This window comes from Halobaculum rarum (assembly GCF_040025155.1).
Classification (GTDB): Archaea; Halobacteriota; Halobacteria; order Halobacteriales; family Haloferacaceae; genus Halobaculum; species Halobaculum rarum.
The window spans coordinates 1,570,894-1,586,054 of the sequence record NZ_CP157275.1; the positions used below are offsets into that span (position 1 = coordinate 1,570,894).

General features: G+C 66.4%; 16 protein-coding genes. 7 read left to right on the forward strand and 9 right to left on the reverse strand.

Translation table 11 applies throughout. The annotated features are described in order from the left end of the window. Positions 1-79: 79 nt before the first annotated feature. The 3 genes from ABJD39_RS08245 to ABJD39_RS08255 all read left to right on the forward strand — a co-directional run bounded on the left by ABJD39_RS08245 (position 80) and on the right by ABJD39_RS08255 (position 1,728). Positions 80-343, forward strand: a complete 264-nt coding sequence (locus tag ABJD39_RS08245) for a DUF7386 family protein (protein ID WP_348606952.1) — start codon at positions 80-82, stop codon at positions 341-343. Between the two features lie 164 nt (positions 344-507). Further along, positions 508-684 (forward strand): hypothetical protein, encoded by a 177-nt coding sequence (locus ABJD39_RS08250; protein ID WP_348606955.1) that lies wholly within the window; start codon positions 508-510, stop codon positions 682-684. 222 nt (positions 685-906) lie between these two features. After that, positions 907-1,728, forward strand: coding sequence for an SDH family Clp fold serine proteinase (locus ABJD39_RS08255; protein ID WP_348606958.1), 822 nt, complete (start codon positions 907-909; stop codon positions 1,726-1,728). A 45-nt stretch (positions 1,729-1,773) separates the two neighbouring features. Here ABJD39_RS08255 and ABJD39_RS08260 read toward each other — a convergent pair whose 3' ends face one another. After that, entirely contained in the window at positions 1,774-2,049 is a 276-nt protein-coding gene (locus tag ABJD39_RS08260; protein ID WP_348606961.1) for an RQC domain-containing protein, read from the reverse strand. 680 nt (positions 2,050-2,729) lie between these two features. On the opposite strand from ABJD39_RS08260, the gene ABJD39_RS08265 reads away from it, so the two are divergent. After that, the gene (locus ABJD39_RS08265) at positions 2,730-3,776 is read left to right on the forward strand and encodes a tyrosine-type recombinase/integrase (RefSeq protein ID WP_348606964.1); all 1,047 of its coding nucleotides are present in this window, start codon (positions 2,730-2,732) and stop codon (positions 3,774-3,776) included. 275 nt (positions 3,777-4,051) lie between these two features. Here the strand turns inward: ABJD39_RS08265 and ABJD39_RS08270 are convergent, their stop codons facing one another. The 4 genes from ABJD39_RS08270 to ABJD39_RS08285 form a co-directional block, all read right to left on the reverse strand. Next, positions 4,052-4,783: a GNAT family N-acetyltransferase gene (locus tag ABJD39_RS08270; protein ID WP_348606967.1), complete on the reverse strand. Its 732-nt coding sequence runs from the start codon at positions 4,781-4,783 to the stop codon at positions 4,052-4,054. Positions 4,784-4,867: 84 nt separating this feature from the next. Beyond that, positions 4,868-5,911, reverse strand: coding sequence for a zinc-dependent alcohol dehydrogenase family protein (locus ABJD39_RS08275; RefSeq protein ID WP_348606970.1), 1,044 nt, complete (start codon positions 5,909-5,911; stop codon positions 4,868-4,870). A 146-nt stretch (positions 5,912-6,057) separates the two neighbouring features. Then, positions 6,058-6,249 carry a hypothetical protein gene (locus tag ABJD39_RS08280; protein WP_348606973.1) on the reverse strand — a complete coding sequence of 64 codons (192 nt, stop codon included), beginning with the start codon at positions 6,247-6,249 and terminating at the stop codon, positions 6,058-6,060. Between the two features lie 79 nt (positions 6,250-6,328). After that, positions 6,329-7,894 carry an FAD-binding oxidoreductase gene (locus tag ABJD39_RS08285; protein ID WP_348606975.1) on the reverse strand — a complete coding sequence of 522 codons (1,566 nt, stop codon included), beginning with the start codon at positions 7,892-7,894 and terminating at the stop codon, positions 6,329-6,331. A 127-nt stretch (positions 7,895-8,021) separates the two neighbouring features. Between ABJD39_RS08285 and ABJD39_RS08290 the strand changes: the two genes are divergently transcribed. Beyond that, positions 8,022-8,408 (forward strand): hypothetical protein, encoded by a 387-nt coding sequence (locus ABJD39_RS08290; RefSeq protein WP_348606978.1) that lies wholly within the window; start codon positions 8,022-8,024, stop codon positions 8,406-8,408. 155 nt (positions 8,409-8,563) lie between these two features. Here ABJD39_RS08290 and thsA read toward each other — a convergent pair whose 3' ends face one another. From thsA to eif1A, 4 genes are all read right to left on the reverse strand, one after another. After that, positions 8,564-10,213, reverse strand: a complete 1,650-nt coding sequence (thsA, locus tag ABJD39_RS08295; protein ID WP_348606981.1) for a thermosome subunit alpha — start codon at positions 10,211-10,213, stop codon at positions 8,564-8,566. A 195-nt stretch (positions 10,214-10,408) separates the two neighbouring features. Beyond that, on the reverse strand, positions 10,409-10,972 hold the full coding sequence (locus tag ABJD39_RS08300; protein WP_348606984.1) for a KH domain-containing protein: 564 nt from the start codon (positions 10,970-10,972) through the stop codon (positions 10,409-10,411). Positions 10,973-11,077: 105 nt separating this feature from the next. After that, the gene (gene rio1 / locus ABJD39_RS08305) at positions 11,078-12,034 is read right to left on the reverse strand and encodes a serine/threonine-protein kinase Rio1 (RefSeq protein WP_348606987.1); all 957 of its coding nucleotides are present in this window, start codon (positions 12,032-12,034) and stop codon (positions 11,078-11,080) included. Positions 12,035-12,111: 77 nt separating this feature from the next. After that, a complete protein-coding gene (gene eif1A, locus ABJD39_RS08310; protein WP_222917723.1) occupies positions 12,112-12,402 on the reverse strand; it encodes a translation initiation factor eIF-1A in 291 nt (96 codons plus the stop codon). Positions 12,403-12,601: 199 nt separating this feature from the next. Here eif1A and ABJD39_RS08315 point away from each other — a divergent pair, with 199 nt between their 5' ends. Both ABJD39_RS08315 and katG read left to right on the forward strand, forming a co-directional pair. Next, complete coding sequence (locus ABJD39_RS08315; protein WP_348606990.1) at positions 12,602-12,781, forward strand: DUF7470 family protein; 180 nt, start codon at positions 12,602-12,604, stop codon at positions 12,779-12,781. A gap of 189 nt (positions 12,782-12,970) precedes the next feature. Then, positions 12,971-15,115, forward strand: a complete 2,145-nt coding sequence (gene katG / locus ABJD39_RS08320) for a catalase/peroxidase HPI (RefSeq protein ID WP_348606993.1) — start codon at positions 12,971-12,973, stop codon at positions 15,113-15,115. Positions 15,116-15,161 lie beyond the last annotated feature (46 nt).

Consider the following 15,161-nt stretch of genomic DNA (forward strand, 5'->3'; position numbering starts at 1 on the left):
GACTCGCGTTCATAAGTATCGGCCCGTTAAGCAACCCGAGCACCGCGGCCTTCGACCCCCCGTGCATACTCGTGACTACATGACCGACCGAACCAGCCTGAAGTTGACCGACGAGCGGAAACGAGAGTTCGAACGAGCTGCCGAGATTGTTGCCGCCGGCGCCGACGACGATCCGCCGCGGTCGAAGGTGATCGACGCCGCACTCCGACACCTGATCGAGTCGAAAGAGAACATTGAGGACGCTCGCGATGAGGTCGCCCCTACGACGATTCAGAAGGTGGCGAACACGTCGATCATCGGATTGAGGTACCGAACTCGCGTCGAGAGTCGCTTTCGAAGGTGATCTAATTACAACCCTTGGGAGATTAGAGCAAACAGGCAGTCAGTTATACTTGGGATATAGGTGGAATATGGTGAATCATCCCCCAATTTCAAACACTGATACACTGATCGAAAAGCCCATAACTAAGCCCGTTCGGTGTTTAGGTCGTCATAGGGGCTGACATGATGGACAACGAAGAACTATTCGAGAAGATGGAGGGTGAATCGGATGATGACAGTTTCGGTGTTGCGGACTACAACGAGCTCGTAGAAGAATACGAGCGGGTTTCAAAGAGAGCTGAGCGGATCGAGGCCAAAACAAATCCTGTCAACAACAGCGCCAGATTTACTAATAGGTCGTGAATAAATTCAGGCGGAATGGCAAGTTGGGGCGAAATTCTTAACGAGATCCGAAGCCGGACACAGCCACGCGATTCAACACCTCATGACAACATCCGTCGTCATTACCTGAGGCAGCTACACGAATACACCGACAGAGACGTACTCCTCTACTCTAGCGGGTGGACGCATATTGACCAGTCCTCTGCCCAGTTTTCGATCAAGGAGAATGATCTCCAAGGGCTGATGGAGGCCTTCTACGGGCTCGATGGAAATGAGCTGGACATCATTCTCCACAGCCCAGGTGGTACCCCCACAGCTGCAGAAGGTGTTGTAGACTACCTCAGGTCCAAGTATGACGACATCAGAATCTTCGTCCCCCACGCGGCGATGTCGGCAGCAACGATGATTTGCTGTGCTGCGGATGAAGTCGTGATGGGCAAACACTCCTTCTTAGGTCCAATTGATCCGCAGATCACTCTCGATACGCCGACGGGATTAAGATCGGTTCCTGCACAAGCGATTCTCAGCCAGTTTAATGATGCAAAAATGGAAATCCAAGAAGATGAAAGTAACCTCGCTCATTGGACCCCTATCCTCCGGCAGTATGGACCTGGTTTGCTTTCTGAGTGTGAACAGGCACTCAACCTCTCTGCCGAGCTTGCAGAGATGTGGGCGAAGAAGTACATGCTGGCTGGGGAGCCAAATGCAGAGGAAAAGGCGGATAAACTAGCCAGTACCCTATCCGACTGGGATATATTCAAAAGCCATGGGAGGCATATAAGCCGAGATAGAGCCTCTGACTTTGGGTTCAACGTTTCCGCTCTTGAGGATGATCAAGAGCTTCAGGATATAATTCTCTCTATCTATCATATCGCTACTCACACCCATCACATGGAAGATGTTGCAAAGATCATCGAAAACCATGAAGGAAACGCGTACGTGTCTGGCCTCCCTAATCAGGGCCAGCCACAAGGAGGGTCAAACGCTGTACGTGGAGGCCCCAGCAACTTCCCCATTCCTCCTCAAGGGCCCTCACAGGAAGACGTGATCGACGGAAATGAGTAAGACCCGCTACTAATTGGAGACTCAAAGATTAATTTCGGTTATAGATTACTCCTCATCGGTTTTGAGGTCCGAAGAAGTTATTTCTCCCGCTAGGTACGCTCGGCCCTTCTCTGTTATTTTGTAGTAACCACGCTTCTCGTCTATCTTTTCAAGCAATCCCCTTTCTGGCAGCTTCCGCATCCGGCGTGCTACAGTCTCCTTGCTCTTGTCCAGAACCCCATATGTCTGAGTGAGGTTATACCAGACAGGGGCTGGAGGAAGCGCCAGACCTTGATCCTGAGCCGCGAAGAATTCTAGAATAGCGTCATCTACCTCGTTCATCCCTGGTACCCTCGGTCGCATATACTCTCGTCAACTATACTCTGAATCAACCCACCGAACTGCAATCTACTCGTGCCCATATGGCCTATTTCTGTGCTATATGGAACACAATTATAAGCATACGCCACATCGAGGGTATCGAGCACGATTCATCCGGGCTGCGTCGCTATCGACGTGAGTCCCTGAGAAGCAAGCGGACCGACGGTAGGGGCGTCGGTCCGGGTGGTCGCGCCAACGACCGATCCATGTACACCAGGGGAATGCGCGGGGAAATAGACCCCGCACCGACGAGAGAACCGCTTCACTTCCGCCGATTCGTACACTTTCACCGCGCACGGACGGCTCGCGACTATCCCGGCGAGTCCCTTCCGGTGCTAACTGCATGCCCATTGTGATGATGCAGGTAGTCGAATCGCGTCCCTATCTGAAGTGGGACGCAGAGCGCAACAGAACGTTGTGTAGGACGTGCCGGCGGTACGTGACCGTCGGTCCGGATGGAACCGAGTACGGCCACCAGCGGCGCGGGCGCGGTGCAGACGACCCGCTCCCTGAGGAGTATGACGGTCGGTGTCCGCATCGCCCCGAGTCGGTTGAGCCGACCGGCGGCCCTCGCGGTGGTCCGGGGTACAACCCGCTGCGCGATGAGGACGGGAATTTTGCGGGCTCGGAGGTCAGCCACCGTGCCGACTGATGACCTGCGCCCGATCTCTCCCTCGGAAGCGGTTGAGCTCCACCTCGAGGCGATGAAAGACGACTCTGCGAAGTGGACGCGTCGATCTCACCAGTCCCACCTTCGGGCATTTGTCGAGTGGTGCCGCGAGGACGGCGGAGTTGACGACATGACGGAGTTGGGCGGGCGTGATCTGTTCCGATTCCGGGTGTGGCGTCGAGAGGGTGGTTACTCGAAGGGGCAGAACGACGAGATCGCGCCGAAGACTCTGGATTCCGCGTTGAGTGTGATCCGGTCGTTCCTTCGGTCGTGTGCAACGTTCGACGCAGTCCCCGAGGATCTATATCTGAAGGTCCCGCTGCTGGATCTCTCGGAGGGGGAGCGCGTCAGTGATACGACGATGGTCCCCGAGCGGGTGCCGCCGATCCTCGAGTACTTGGAGCGGTACAAGTACGCGAGTCGGGTCCATGTGCTGTATCTCTTGATGTGGCATACGGGCGCGCGCCTGAGCGGAATGCGGGGGCTTGACCTCGAGGACGTGGAGTTGGAGAAGGCGGATCCGTCCATTCGGTTCAGGCATCGTCCAGAGACGGATACGCCGTTGAAGAATGACGAGAAGAGCGAGCGGGTGAACCGGATCAGCGACCGGGTGGCTCAGACTGTTCTGGATTACATCGAGGGTCCGCGGGTTGATCAGCTCGATGAGAACCAGCGTGCTCCGTTATTCACGACTCAGCATGGGCGTATCTCGCGCGGTGCTGTCCGGAATGCGTTCTATGCGTGGACGCGGCCGTGTGAGGTTGGTGAGGGGTGTCCTCACGATAAGGACCCGGAGACGTGCGAGTGGACGTACTACGAGAAGGCGAGCAAGTGCCCGTCGTCACGGTCTCCGCACAATATGCGGAAGGCTCGGGTGACGAAGTATCGGAATGACGGAGTGCAGCGGGGGGTGGTGTCGGATCGGCTTGACGCGTCGGCGAATGTTCTGGATGAGCATTACGATCGCGCGTCTGAACGGGAGAAGGCAGCTCGTCGATGGAGGCAGATTCAGCGATGAGTCGAATTGCTATCGTAACGCCGGCTTGCGATTGGGGCGGGGTGGCGGCAGGGGGATCATCCAAATCCCTCGCCGCTCGTTACCGTACCCTTCGTTTCGACACCAATCATACCCCCGTCTCGAGGCTCTGAAACGGCGGAAATCGGAGAGTCTCCACTCGGTATGGATGGGGCGAACTCACGGTACCGGCCACTGACGTAGCGACTCCCGCCGCGTCCGGCCGCACGCTGTCTCTCGGCGTTCCGATCGTCGCGGCATCTCCCGTCCGTCCGGTTTCAGAACGTGTACGCCATCATCGCCTCGTCGACGTACTCGCCGTCGATGGTGTAGTGGTCGCGCCGGATCGCTTCCGTCTCCCAGCCGTGGTCGCCGAGGAACTCCAAGGCGGCGGCGTTCGTCACCGGGACGCTGTTGTACACCTTCCGGAAGCCGTTGGCCTCGGCCCAATCGAGCCCGCGCTGCAGGAGCCGTCCCCCGATCCCCGCCCGCCTGTGCTCGGGGACGACGCCGACGGTCTGTTTCGCGGTCTCGCGCACTCGCGACACCTGCGGCAGGTCGAGGTGCGTCCATCCGACCACGGCCCCGCCGACCGTGGCGACGAAGAACACCCGCGACTCCACCGCGTTGTGCCGCGTCACGGTTTCCTCGTACAGCAGCTGCTCGGCGATACTCTCGGCGACGACGTACGTCTCCTCGTCGGTCACCGCACGGATCGCCGCGACGAGTCCCTCGAAGTCGTCCTGTCCCGCCGGCCGGATCGTGAACGACGTGTCGGTACCCTCGTACTCCTCGACGGCGCCGACGTCGAGCGCCACCCGAAGCGTCCCGCCGTCGTCGTCCAGGTATCCTCGCGACTCTAGGCGGTCGAGTTCGCGCTCGAACTCCTCGGCCGGCGCCGAGACGGTCTGCTGGACGATGTGGCGATTCGCCGTCCCGTGTCGCTCGACGTACTCGTAGATCCGCTTGCTCACCTCGGACTCGAACGTGGGTCGCTCTGCGACCTCCATACGGGTACGTTCGCGCCCCGGGGCTTAGCGCTTGCCACGCGGTAACATAACTCACTCGCCGTCGGTGTGGTTCCACCTCGACGTTCACTCCCAGGGTTTCACCAGCACCTTCACCGCCTCGCGCTCGTCCATCATGCGGTACCCCTCGGGGACGCCGTCGAGGCCGACCGTCTCGGTGAAGATCGGCGACGGATCGAGCGTCCCCTGAAGCACGTCGGCCATCAGGTCCTCGGCGTACGCACGGACGGGCGCGACGCCGCCGCGGAGCGCGACGTTGTCGCCGAAAAACGGGAACAGATCGAGGCCGCCCTCCATCCCGTGGGGGACGCCGACGTACCCGACGGTGCCGCCCGGCCGAGCGACCTCGACGGCCGTCTCCATCGCGGAGGCGGCGCCGACGCACTCGAGCACGTGGTTCGCGCCGCCGTTCGTGATGTCGAGTACCGCGTCGACGGCCGCCTCGCCGCGCTCGGCAACCGTGTGGGTGGCGCCGAACTCCTCGGCGATATCGAGACGGTCTTCGTGGTGGCCGACGGCGACGATGCGCTCGGCGCCCAGCCGCCTCGCCGCGGCGACGCCACAGAGGCCGACGGCGCCGTCGCCGACGACGACCGCGTCCGCGCCGGCCTCGACGCCCGCCGAGCGGGCGGCGTGGTGGCCCGTCCCCATCACGTCGGTAAGCGGGAGCAGGGACTCGAGGACCTCCTCGTCGTCGGCGTAGCGGTCCGGCACCCGGACGAGCGTCCCGTCGGCGTGCGTCGAGCGGACGTATTCCCCTTGTCCGCCGCCGTTGGCGCCGCCCCAGGAGTCGCGGTTCTCACACGAGGTGTGCAGGCCTTTGCGACAGAACTCACACGAACCGCAGGAGATAGCGAAGGGGGCGAGCACGCGGTCGCCCGGCTCGACCGAGCGCACGTCCTCGCCGACTTCCTCGACGATCCCCATCGGCTCGTGACCGACGCCGGTGCCGGCGTCGCGGTCGCTCTCGCCGCGGTAGAACCACAGATCCGACCCGCAGACCGCGGTGTGAGTCACGCGGACGATAGCGTCGGTCGGCTCCTCGATCTCGGGCTTGTCGACCTCCTCGACCCGGATGTCGCCGGGGCCGTGAAACACTGCTGCGCGCATGAGCGAGCCGACGGTCGCCGGCGGTTTCAACCCATGCCTGGCGGCGACGCGTTCAGCGGCCCCCGGGTCCGGGTCATCGTCCTCGACCGACGAGATCCGCCGGTGTTCGGAACTCGGGCGGGGTTCGGACAGGACTCGGGCGGGGCTCAGGCGGGGATCGGACGGAGTCTTTGACGGACTGTCACGAGGGCGTCGCAGTCGGGACACACGAGCGACTCGCCGCCGCGACGCTCCTCGACGATCCAGTCGCCGCCGATGGGCGCGGCGTGACCGCAGTCGGGACAAAACAGCGTGTTCTTGGGAGGCGGTCGTCGAGTCTGCGTGGAGGGTGTGTCCATACTAAACCGATGTCCTCTGGACGGATAACGGCGTCTCTCCGGATCTCAGCGCTGAGACCGTCAGATCTGTGTGGGTGACTCACAGCCGTCCGCTCGGTGAGAACACACCGTCGGGGTCCCGGCGTCGCTTCACCTCTCGGAGCCACTCGTAGTTGTCGCCGTACACGTCGCGGGCGGCGGCCTCGCCGCGCTCGGTTCCCGAGAAGTTCGGCAGCTCCCCGGTCACTGCGCCGATCTCGCGAACCGACTCGGCGGACTCTCGCGCCCACGAGACGTGTTCGTCGTCGCCGGCCGGGTCGGCCCAGCACGCCTCGAAGTTGAGCACCACCTCGGCGTCGCGCTCGGGCACCGCCGTCTCCGCCGGGTCGACGTCCGCGATCGCGCCGCCCATCGGCCAGACGACGACGGTGCTGTCCGGCTCCGTGTCCGGATCGCCCGGGAACGCGATCATCCGCTCGGCGACGAGGTCGGCGAGGTCGTCGGTGAACGTCTCGACGGCGACGGACTTCCAGTAGTAGCGGTCGCCGGCATCCGAGTCGCCGCCGAGGTACGCCTGCAGCTCCCGGTACGGCACTCGTTTCGCGTGGTCGAACAGCGGATCGATATCGTCGCCGCCGAGCGCTCGAAGCGGCGCCAGCGCCCGTTCTCCCGCGTCGGGATCTCCGGCGTGGGCGCCGAGGACGCACAGCGCGAGGTCGCCCGCACGGTCGTCGGGGAACCCCGGCCCGTCGGGCACCCGCGCGACGTACGGCGAGACGTTCGTCTCTCGGGGGGCGTCCCGGAGCAGCCGACGGTACTCGCGGAGGAGGGCCGCGATCCCGTCGGCGTCGTCGACCGAGAACCACGTGTCGCACATCGCCACCTCGTCGGGGACCGACACGAGGTCGAACGCCAACTCGACGGCGACGCCGAAGTCGCCGCCGGCGCCCCGCACTGCCCGGAACAGGTCCGGGTTGGAGTCCGGGCTCGCGGTGACGCGCTCGCCGGCGGCGGTCACCAACTCAACCCGCCGGAGACGGTCGCACGCGAGGCCGTGCGCCCGAGAGAGATAGCCCGTGCCGCCGCCGAGCGTCAGGCCGGTCACCCCGACCTCCGGGGCCACGCCCTGCGGGGTCGCGAGGCCGTGCACGGTCGTCGCCGTGTCGAGTTCGCCGATAGTGACGCCCGGCTCGACGACGGCGACCTCCGCGTCCGGGTCGACTGTCACCTCTCGCATCGCGCCAACGTCGCACACGAGGACGCCGTCGCCGGTCGAGGTACCGACCGAGGAGTGTCCGCCCGAGCGCGTCGCGATCCCGAACCCGGTCTCCCGAGCGGTCCCGACGACGCGGGCGACGCCCTCCGAGGTCGTGGGATACGCCACGGCGGCCGGGGACGCGGAAACGAGCCCGTTCCAGACGCGCCGGGCGTCGTCGTAGCGCTCGTCCGCTGGCGTCACGACTGCCCCGGGGAACAGCGTCCGCCAGTCGCCGACGGCGTCGCGGGGCGCGGGTGTCCCATCGCCGTCGAGCGCGGCCGCCAGCGACGCGAGCGCGTCGCCGTGGGCGTCGGCGACCGCGCGGGCGTCGTCGCGACCGAACGGCGACCCCCGCTCGGCCGTCCGGTCGAAGGTATCGCCCGCGATGTCCTGCGATTCTCTGCTCATACCACCCAGTATATCTGTGGGGACGAAAAGCCATCGCGGGCGCGCCGGGCGCGTCGATCGGCCGGCGCCCGGCGCGCCCGCGCCCGACAGCGCAACGGCTATCGGTCCGCCGGCCGGACCGGCGCACATGGACAGAAGACGTGCGCTGGCGTACGCGCGCGTCGGGGTCGCCTACCCCGTCGGTAGCGTCGCCGCCGCCGTTGGGCTCGCGTGGGTGCTCGGGTGGGACCCGGGGATCGTCGTCCTCGCGCTGTCGATGGCCGCCGCGGCGACGCTGGCGGGTGTCACGCTTTCGGAGACGAGCGGGATGCGGCCTCCGGAGGCTGACCGGGGACGTGAGCAGCAGCGCGGGATCCTCGGCCTCGGTGGGAATGGCGGCGGTGGCGGCGCGGACGACGACCTTCCGGATGTGGCTCGGAGCCGTCGAGCACGCTTGCGGGTGTTCTCGCTCGGGCTGTTCGTGGTCACCGTCGCGCTCGTGTTGGTGCTCGGCGGCGTGATACCGGGGCTGTAGGCGGGACGGGCCCGGGGCTGTAGGCGAGACTGTTCTCGGTGCGATCGCGACACGGAGAGCCGCGGCTCGCGGTCGCGGCGTCGAAAGAATCGAAGATCGGTCGAGAGACGGTGCGTGTCGGCGTCGTGGGGTATGGTGTTGGCTGGGGGCCTACTTCACATCGCGCCGCCCATGCCGCCCATACCGCCCATGCCGCCCATGCCACCGCCGCCCGGGGGCATCTCGTCGTCGCCGCCGGCGTCGGAGCCGCCGCCCTTCAGGTCGCCGGCGGCGATGACGTCGTCGATGCGGAGGATCATCGTCGCCGCCTCGGTGGCGGACTCGATGGCCTGCGTCTTGACACGGCGCGGCTCGAGGACGCCCTCGGCCTCCATGTCGATCACGTCGCCCGTGTAGGCGTCGAGGCCGGCGCCGAACTCGCCGCCGTCGTGGCGGGCGCGCAGGTCGACCAGCGAGTCGATCGGGTCGAGGCCGGCGTTCTCGGCGAGGGTGCGCGGGATGACCTCCAGCGCGTCGGCGAACGCCTCGACGGCCAGCTGCTCGCGACCGCCGACGGAATCGGCGAAGTCACGCAGTTCCAGCGCCAGCTGGGTCTCGGGCGCGCCGCCGCCGGGGAGCACCTGCCCGTCCTGCAGCGTCGTGCGCACGACGCCGAGCGAGTCGTCGATCGCGCGCTCGACCTCGTCGACGACGTGCTCGGTGCCGCCGCGGAGCACGAGCGTGACCGAGCGGGCGTCCTCGACGTCCTCGACGAAGATGCGCTCGTCGCCGCCGATGTCCTTCTGGGCGACGGAGCCGGCGAAGCCGAGGTCGCTCTCCTCGAGGTCGTCGAGGTTGGCGACGACGCGGCCGCCCGTCGAGCGGGCCAGCCGCTTGAGGTCGGAGTCCTTCGCGCGGCGGACGGCGAGGATGCCCTCCTGCGCGAGGTAGTGCTGGGCCATGTCGTCGATGCCGTCGCCGACGAAGACGACGTCCGTGCCGACGGCGGTCAGCTTGTCGACCATCTCCTTGAGCTGCTGTTCCTCCTGGTCGAGGAACTGCTGGAGCTGATCGGGGTCGGTGACGTTGACCTCGGCGTCGATCTCGGTCTCCTTGACCTCGATGGCGCCGTCGAACAGCGCGACGTTGGCGTCCTCGACCGCGTAGGGCATGTTCTCGTCGACGCGCTCCTTGTCGACGATGACGCCCTCGATGAGCTCGGAGTTACCGATGGAGCCGCCGACGACCGTCTCGACGGAGACGTTGTCGGTGTCGACGCTGCCGTCGTCGTCGCGGACGGCGAGGACGGCGTCGACGACCAGCTTGGCGAGCGCGTCGCGAGCGGACTCGGCGCCCTTGCCGGTCATCGCCGTCGCGGCGATCTTCTCGAGCGTCTCGCGGTCGTCCGCGGTGACGTCGATGGCGCGGTCGTCGAGGACCTCTCTGGCCTTCTCGGCGGCCTGGCGGTACCCCTGCGCGATGGTCGTCGGGTGGACCTCCGAGTCGATGAGCTCCTCTGCCTGGTCGAGCAGCTCACCGGCGATGACGACGGCCGTCGTCGTGCCGTCGCCGACCTCGTCCTCCTGAGTCTCGGAGACCTCGACGATCATGTTGGCCGCCGGGTGGTCGATGTCCATCTCCTTCAGGATGGTCACGCCGTCGTTCGTGACGACGACGCCGCCCGAGGAGTCGACGAGCATCTTGTCCATCCCCTTCGGTCCGAGTGTGGTGCGGACGGACTCCGCGACGGCCTTGCCGGCCGTGATGTTCATCGACTGGGCGTCCTTGCCCGACGTTCGCTGGCTCTCCTCCGAAAGTACGATCATGGGCTGATTGCCCATTCGCTGGCGCTGAGACATGAGTCACTCAGTGATTGTTTCCGATTCTATAAAAAGGTATCGGCGAAGGCTCGTCAACACCTCGCACGACCCTGATTCGAGCGTGTGTGACGAGTTGTCAAGGACAGTTTATATACCGTATCGCGGGCCGCAGAACTGTCGCTGGCGGGCTCGCCGCGTTCGTTACCGCGGCTCCTCGGCGTTGCCGGAGGGGGCCGAGAGGTCCGGCGCGCCGTGGATCTCGTTGTGCTTGCGCTCCAGGAACGAGTAGACTGCACCGTGAGGGGCGCCGTCGAGGATCATCCCCGTCGCGCGGCGGACGGCCTCGACCTCCTCGGGCTGACCGATGACGCCGAGGGTGGTTCCCTTGATGACGACTTCGGCGCCCGAGAGGTCCTCCATCAGCTCCCGAGTGCGGCCGTTCTCGCCGATGAGGCGGCCCTTCTGGCGCTGGAGGTCGTTCTTGTTTCGCGTCTTCGATGCGAGGTCGACCAACTCGAACCGTCGCAGGTCGTGCTCCAACAGCGAGAGGGCGACCTCGGGGGTGAACCCGCGCCCGATGGCGCGGACGATGTCGGGAGCGACCAGGCCGGCGACCGGGTCGCCGACGGCGTCGATGGCGACCGACCCCGACTCGGAGTCGATGTCGAGTCGAACCTCGGCGCGGTCTTCGATCTCCCGCATCGTCTCGCCGCCCTCGCCGATGAGCACGCCGATGCGGTCCTGCGGAACCTTCACGTGCTGCATACACGTGATTTCCGGCCGGACGCGGTTAAGCGTTCCCTCGGGAACCCGCCGCGTGAGCGGGTCACACGCGCGAACCGTCGACTGTCCGACGGCATCGCACCTCGACTACCCGTCGTCGCCGTCGCGGTCCGCGGGGTTCGGATCCGGCGGGTTCGAGTCCGGTGGATTCGGGTCCGTCGCGGGATCGGGTTCGGCGCTCGGCTCCGCCTCGGGCGTGGTGACGTACCCGTGAAGGTCGTCCGCGTCGGTGTCGAGCCCCTGTCTGGAGAAGAACGAGGCGACGTTGTGGCAGTCGCGCTTCAGGAACTCGTCGGCGTTCGGGTGGTGGACGGTCACCGCCTGTCCCAGATCGATGACGACCAGCTCGCCGTCGTGAATGATGAGGTTGTACTCCGAGAGGTCGCCGTGGACCAGCCCCGCCGAGTAGAGCCGGCGCATGTACTCGCGGACGACCTCGAAGGCGGTCTCGGGGTTCTCCACGTCGACCTCCGCGAGCCGGCGGGCGCGGTCTTCGGCGTGGCCGACCAGTTCCATCACGAGGACGTTGCGCTGGACGGCGATCGGCTCCGGCACGCGCACGCCGGCCTTGCGAGCCCGCGAGAGGTTCGAGAACTCCTTGCGCACCCACGCGACGACGACCTGCTTCTTGTCGGAGCCGATCCCCTCGAACCGGGGGTCGCCCTCGAGGTAGTCGCGCATCTGCCGGAAGTTCGAGGTGTTGATCCGGTACACCTTCGCGGCCACCTCGCGTTCGTCGGCGCCGAGCGCCTCGTACACGTTCGCCTCCTTGCCGGTGGAGACCGGGCCGCCGAACGCGACGATGTGGCCGTCGCGGGTGAGCTTGTACAGCGCCGCGAGGGTGGCGTCGTCGAACACCGACGCCTCGACTTTGAACTGCTCGGTGTTCTTGACGCGCTTGCGGAACTCGTCGAACTCGTCGTCCTGTCTGCGGGCGATCTTGTCGGCCTCGGTCTGGGCGATGTCGTCCAGGTCGAGGTCCTCCCACTCGTCGCCCGGTGCGTCCGCCTCGTCGGGTTCGACGAACCCGAACTCTCCGGTCATCTCTGTCCTACGTACGCGCTCGGGAGTGAAAAGCACCGGTACCCCGCGGGCGCCGTCGCGCCGCGACCGGGGACGACTCAGGCGATGTGGCCTTCGTCGCGAAGTTGGTCCGCGTCCTGGCTCTCGTAGCGGTGCTCGATGTCCGCCTTCTCGTCTTGCCAGTCCCAGGGACTGACGAGGACGAGGTCGCCCTCGCGGATCCAGGTCCGTTTCTGCATCCGTCCGGGGATCCGCGCGGTGCGTTCGACGCCGTCGTTGCACCGGACCTTCACGCGGTTGGCGCCGAGCATCTCAGTCACCTCGGCGAACACTTCGTCGTCGTCGGGCATTCGGAGGTTCTTGCGACCGGTCCCGTCGCCGTCGCTCATACTCCTGTGTTCTCACGTCCGACAGTTAAACTCGGTGGGTGCGCGGTCGACCGGCGGGAGACCGCGGTGCGAGCGGGGAACGAAGTGACCCGCGAGGGGTGCGAGGCCGAACGTAGTGGGGCTTCGACAGCGAACGGTGAGCGAACGTCGCCCGCGCGGAACCCGCCGGCCTTTTCAGGAGCTACCGCCACGACCGGGTATGATCGACAAACTCGGAACCGCCGGCATCGCCGGCGCGGTCCTGCTGTTCGCCGGCCTCGCGCTCGTCGCGTGGTCGGCGCCGATCGTCGCGGTCGGCCTCGCGCTGGTGCTGGCCGGCACGGGCCTCGTCGTGAAGGGTCTCGCAACCAATCTGCTGCGGCAGTTCGGCTTCGCCTGAGCGGCGAGCGGGGGGGACGGCGCTCGACCGTCGGCCGACCGTCGGCCGGCCGTCGACCGGCCGGTGGCGCCGCCGGTCCGTTCGGCGCCGCGGCGACCGTGTTCTCAACATATATGTGTGTTTCGGAAGATCGCGAGGCGCTCCTATCGGAGAAGGAGCCTTCCGTGCGAGTATCGACGGTTCCGGACGATGAACAGGACCAGCCGCGACTGGTGGCCGAACCGACTGAACCTGGAGATCCTCGACCACAGCGACAGCCAGCGGGACCCGCGCGGCCCGGACTTCGACTACGCCGAGGCGTTTCGGGAACTCGACCTCGACGAGGTGAAGGCGGACATCGAGGACGTGCTGACGACCTCTCAGGAGTGGTGGCCGGCCGACTACGGCCACTACGGGCCGCTGATGATCCGGATGGCGTGGCACAGCGCCGGCACGTACCGCGTCTCCGACGGCCGCGGCGGCGCCTCCCGCGCCGGACAGCGGTTCGCACCCCTCAACAGTTGGCCCGACAACGCGAACCTCGACAAGGCTCGGCGGCTGCTCTGGCCGGTGAAGCAGAAGTACGGCCGCACGCTCTCGTGGGCCGACCTGCTGGTGCTGACCGGGAACGTCGCCCTGGAGTCGATGGGGCTCGAGACGTTCGGCTTCGGCGGCGGGCGCGAGGACGCCTTCCGGCCCCACGAGGCCGTCGACTGGGGGCCCGAGGAGGAGATGGGGGTGAGCTCCCCCGAGCGCTTCGACGAGGAGGGCGAACTCAAGGCCCCGCTCGCCAACTCCGTCATGGGACTCATCTACGTGAACCCGGAGGGGCCGAACGGCGAGCCGGACCTCGAGGGGTCGGCGCACAACATCCGCCAGACGTTCGAGCAGATGGCGATGAACGACGAGGAGACGGTCGCGCTCATCGCCGGCGGCCACACGTTCGGGAAGGTCCACGGCTCGGACGACCCCGACGCTCACGGGCCCGAGCCCGAGGCGGCGCCCATCGAGTCGCAGGGGTTCGGCTGGGAGAGCGACCACGAGACCGGGCGGGGGGCCGACACGATCACCAGCGGCATCGAGGGCCCCTGGACACGGACGCCGATCAACTGGGACATGGGCTACCTCGACAACCTGCTCGACTACGAGTGGGAGGCCGAGCGCGGCCCCGGCGGCGCGTGGCAGTGGGCGCCGACGGACGAGGCGCTCGCGGACACCGTGCCCGGCGCGCACGACCCCTCGCGGACGCAGACCCCGATGATGCTGACGACGGACGTCGCGCTGAAGCACGACGAGGACTACCGGGAGGTGCTCGAGCGCTTCCAGGAGGACCCCGAGCTGTTCCGGGAGGCGTTCGCGAAGGCGTGGTACAAGCTGATACACCGGGACATGGGTCCGCCCTCTCGGCTCCTCGGCCCGGAGGTCCCCGACGAGGAGATGCTGTGGCAGGACCCCCTCCCGGACGTCGATCACGACCTGATCGGCGAGACGGAGGCGGTCGAGCTGAAGGAGGCGGTCCTCGACTCGGATCTCACCGTCCCCCAACTGGTCAGAACCGCCTGGGCGTCGGCGTCGACGTTCCGCAAGAGCGACAAGCGCGGCGGCGCCAACGGCGCGCGGCTCCGCCTTCGGCCCCAGCGCGATTGGGAGGTGAACGACCCCGAGGAGCTGTCGACGGTGCTCGACACCCTCGAGGGGATCCGCGAGGAGTTCAACGGCTCGCGCTCGGACGCGACCGAGGTGTCGCTCGCCGACCTGATCGTGTTGGGCGGCAACGCGGCCGTCGAACGGGCGGCGAGCGAGGCCGGCTACGACGTGGACGTGCCGTTCGAGCCGGGCCGGACGGATGCCTCTCAGGAGCAGACCGACGTCGACTCGTTCGAGGCGCTCGAACCGGAGGCCGACGGCTTCCGGAACTACCGCGGGGAGGAGGCCGAGCGGCCGGGGGAGGAGATCCTGGTGGACCGATCGGAGCTGCTGGACCTGACGGCGCCCGAGATGACGGTGCTGGTCGGCGGCATGCGGGCGCTGGACGCGAACTACGACGGCTCCGACCTCGGCGTCTTCACCGACCGGCCGGGGACGCTGACCAACGACTTCTTCGTGAACCTGCTCGGCATGGAGACCGAGTGGAAGGAGTCCGACGAGGCCGAGCACGTCTACGAGGGGTACGACCGCGAGACGGGGGAACTCGTGCGGACGGGCACACGTGTGGACCTCGTCTTCGGGGCGAACGCCGAGCTTCGAGCCATCGCGGAGGTGTACGCGAGCGAGGCCGAGGAGGAGAAGTTCGTGAACGACTTCGTGGATGCGTGGACGAAGGTCATGCGGGCCGACCGGTTCGACCTCGACTGATCCGATCCCGGCGGGGGCCGATCGGACCGCGGCGAGGGGGTCCCGG

What these genes read in the sequence shown, in the direction of transcription:
- ABJD39_RS08290 (WP_348606978.1), top strand. Translation starts at nt 8,022, where the DNA reads ATGGACAGAAGACGTGCGCTGGCGTACGCGCGCGTCGGGGTCGCCTAC.
- rio1 (WP_348606987.1), bottom strand. Translation starts at nt 12,034, where the DNA reads ATGACCGGAGAGTTCGGGTTCGTCGAACCCGACGAGGCGGACGCACCG.
- ABJD39_RS08280 (WP_348606973.1), bottom strand. Translation starts at nt 6,249, where the DNA reads ATGGACACACCCTCCACGCAGACTCGACGACCGCCTCCCAAGAACACG.
- thsA (WP_348606981.1), bottom strand. Translation starts at nt 10,213, where the DNA reads ATGATCGTACTTTCGGAGGAGAGCCAGCGAACGTCGGGCAAGGACGCC.
- ABJD39_RS08270 (WP_348606967.1), bottom strand. Translation starts at nt 4,783, where the DNA reads ATGGAGGTCGCAGAGCGACCCACGTTCGAGTCCGAGGTGAGCAAGCGG.
- ABJD39_RS08250 (WP_348606955.1), top strand. Translation starts at nt 508, where the DNA reads ATGGACAACGAAGAACTATTCGAGAAGATGGAGGGTGAATCGGATGAT.
- eif1A (WP_222917723.1), bottom strand. Translation starts at nt 12,402, where the DNA reads ATGAGCGACGGCGACGGGACCGGTCGCAAGAACCTCCGAATGCCCGAC.
- ABJD39_RS08285 (WP_348606975.1), bottom strand. Translation starts at nt 7,894, where the DNA reads ATGAGCAGAGAATCGCAGGACATCGCGGGCGATACCTTCGACCGGACG.
- katG (WP_348606993.1), top strand. Translation starts at nt 12,971, where the DNA reads ATGAACAGGACCAGCCGCGACTGGTGGCCGAACCGACTGAACCTGGAG.
- ABJD39_RS08300 (WP_348606984.1), bottom strand. Translation starts at nt 10,972, where the DNA reads ATGCAGCACGTGAAGGTTCCGCAGGACCGCATCGGCGTGCTCATCGGC.
- ABJD39_RS08275 (WP_348606970.1), bottom strand. Translation starts at nt 5,911, where the DNA reads ATGCGCGCAGCAGTGTTTCACGGCCCCGGCGACATCCGGGTCGAGGAG.
- ABJD39_RS08260 (WP_348606961.1), bottom strand. Translation starts at nt 2,049, where the DNA reads ATGAACGAGGTAGATGACGCTATTCTAGAATTCTTCGCGGCTCAGGAT.
- ABJD39_RS08245 (WP_348606952.1), top strand. Translation starts at nt 80, where the DNA reads ATGACCGACCGAACCAGCCTGAAGTTGACCGACGAGCGGAAACGAGAG.
- ABJD39_RS08315 (WP_348606990.1), top strand. Translation starts at nt 12,602, where the DNA reads ATGATCGACAAACTCGGAACCGCCGGCATCGCCGGCGCGGTCCTGCTG.
- ABJD39_RS08255 (WP_348606958.1), top strand. Translation starts at nt 907, where the DNA reads ATGGAGGCCTTCTACGGGCTCGATGGAAATGAGCTGGACATCATTCTC.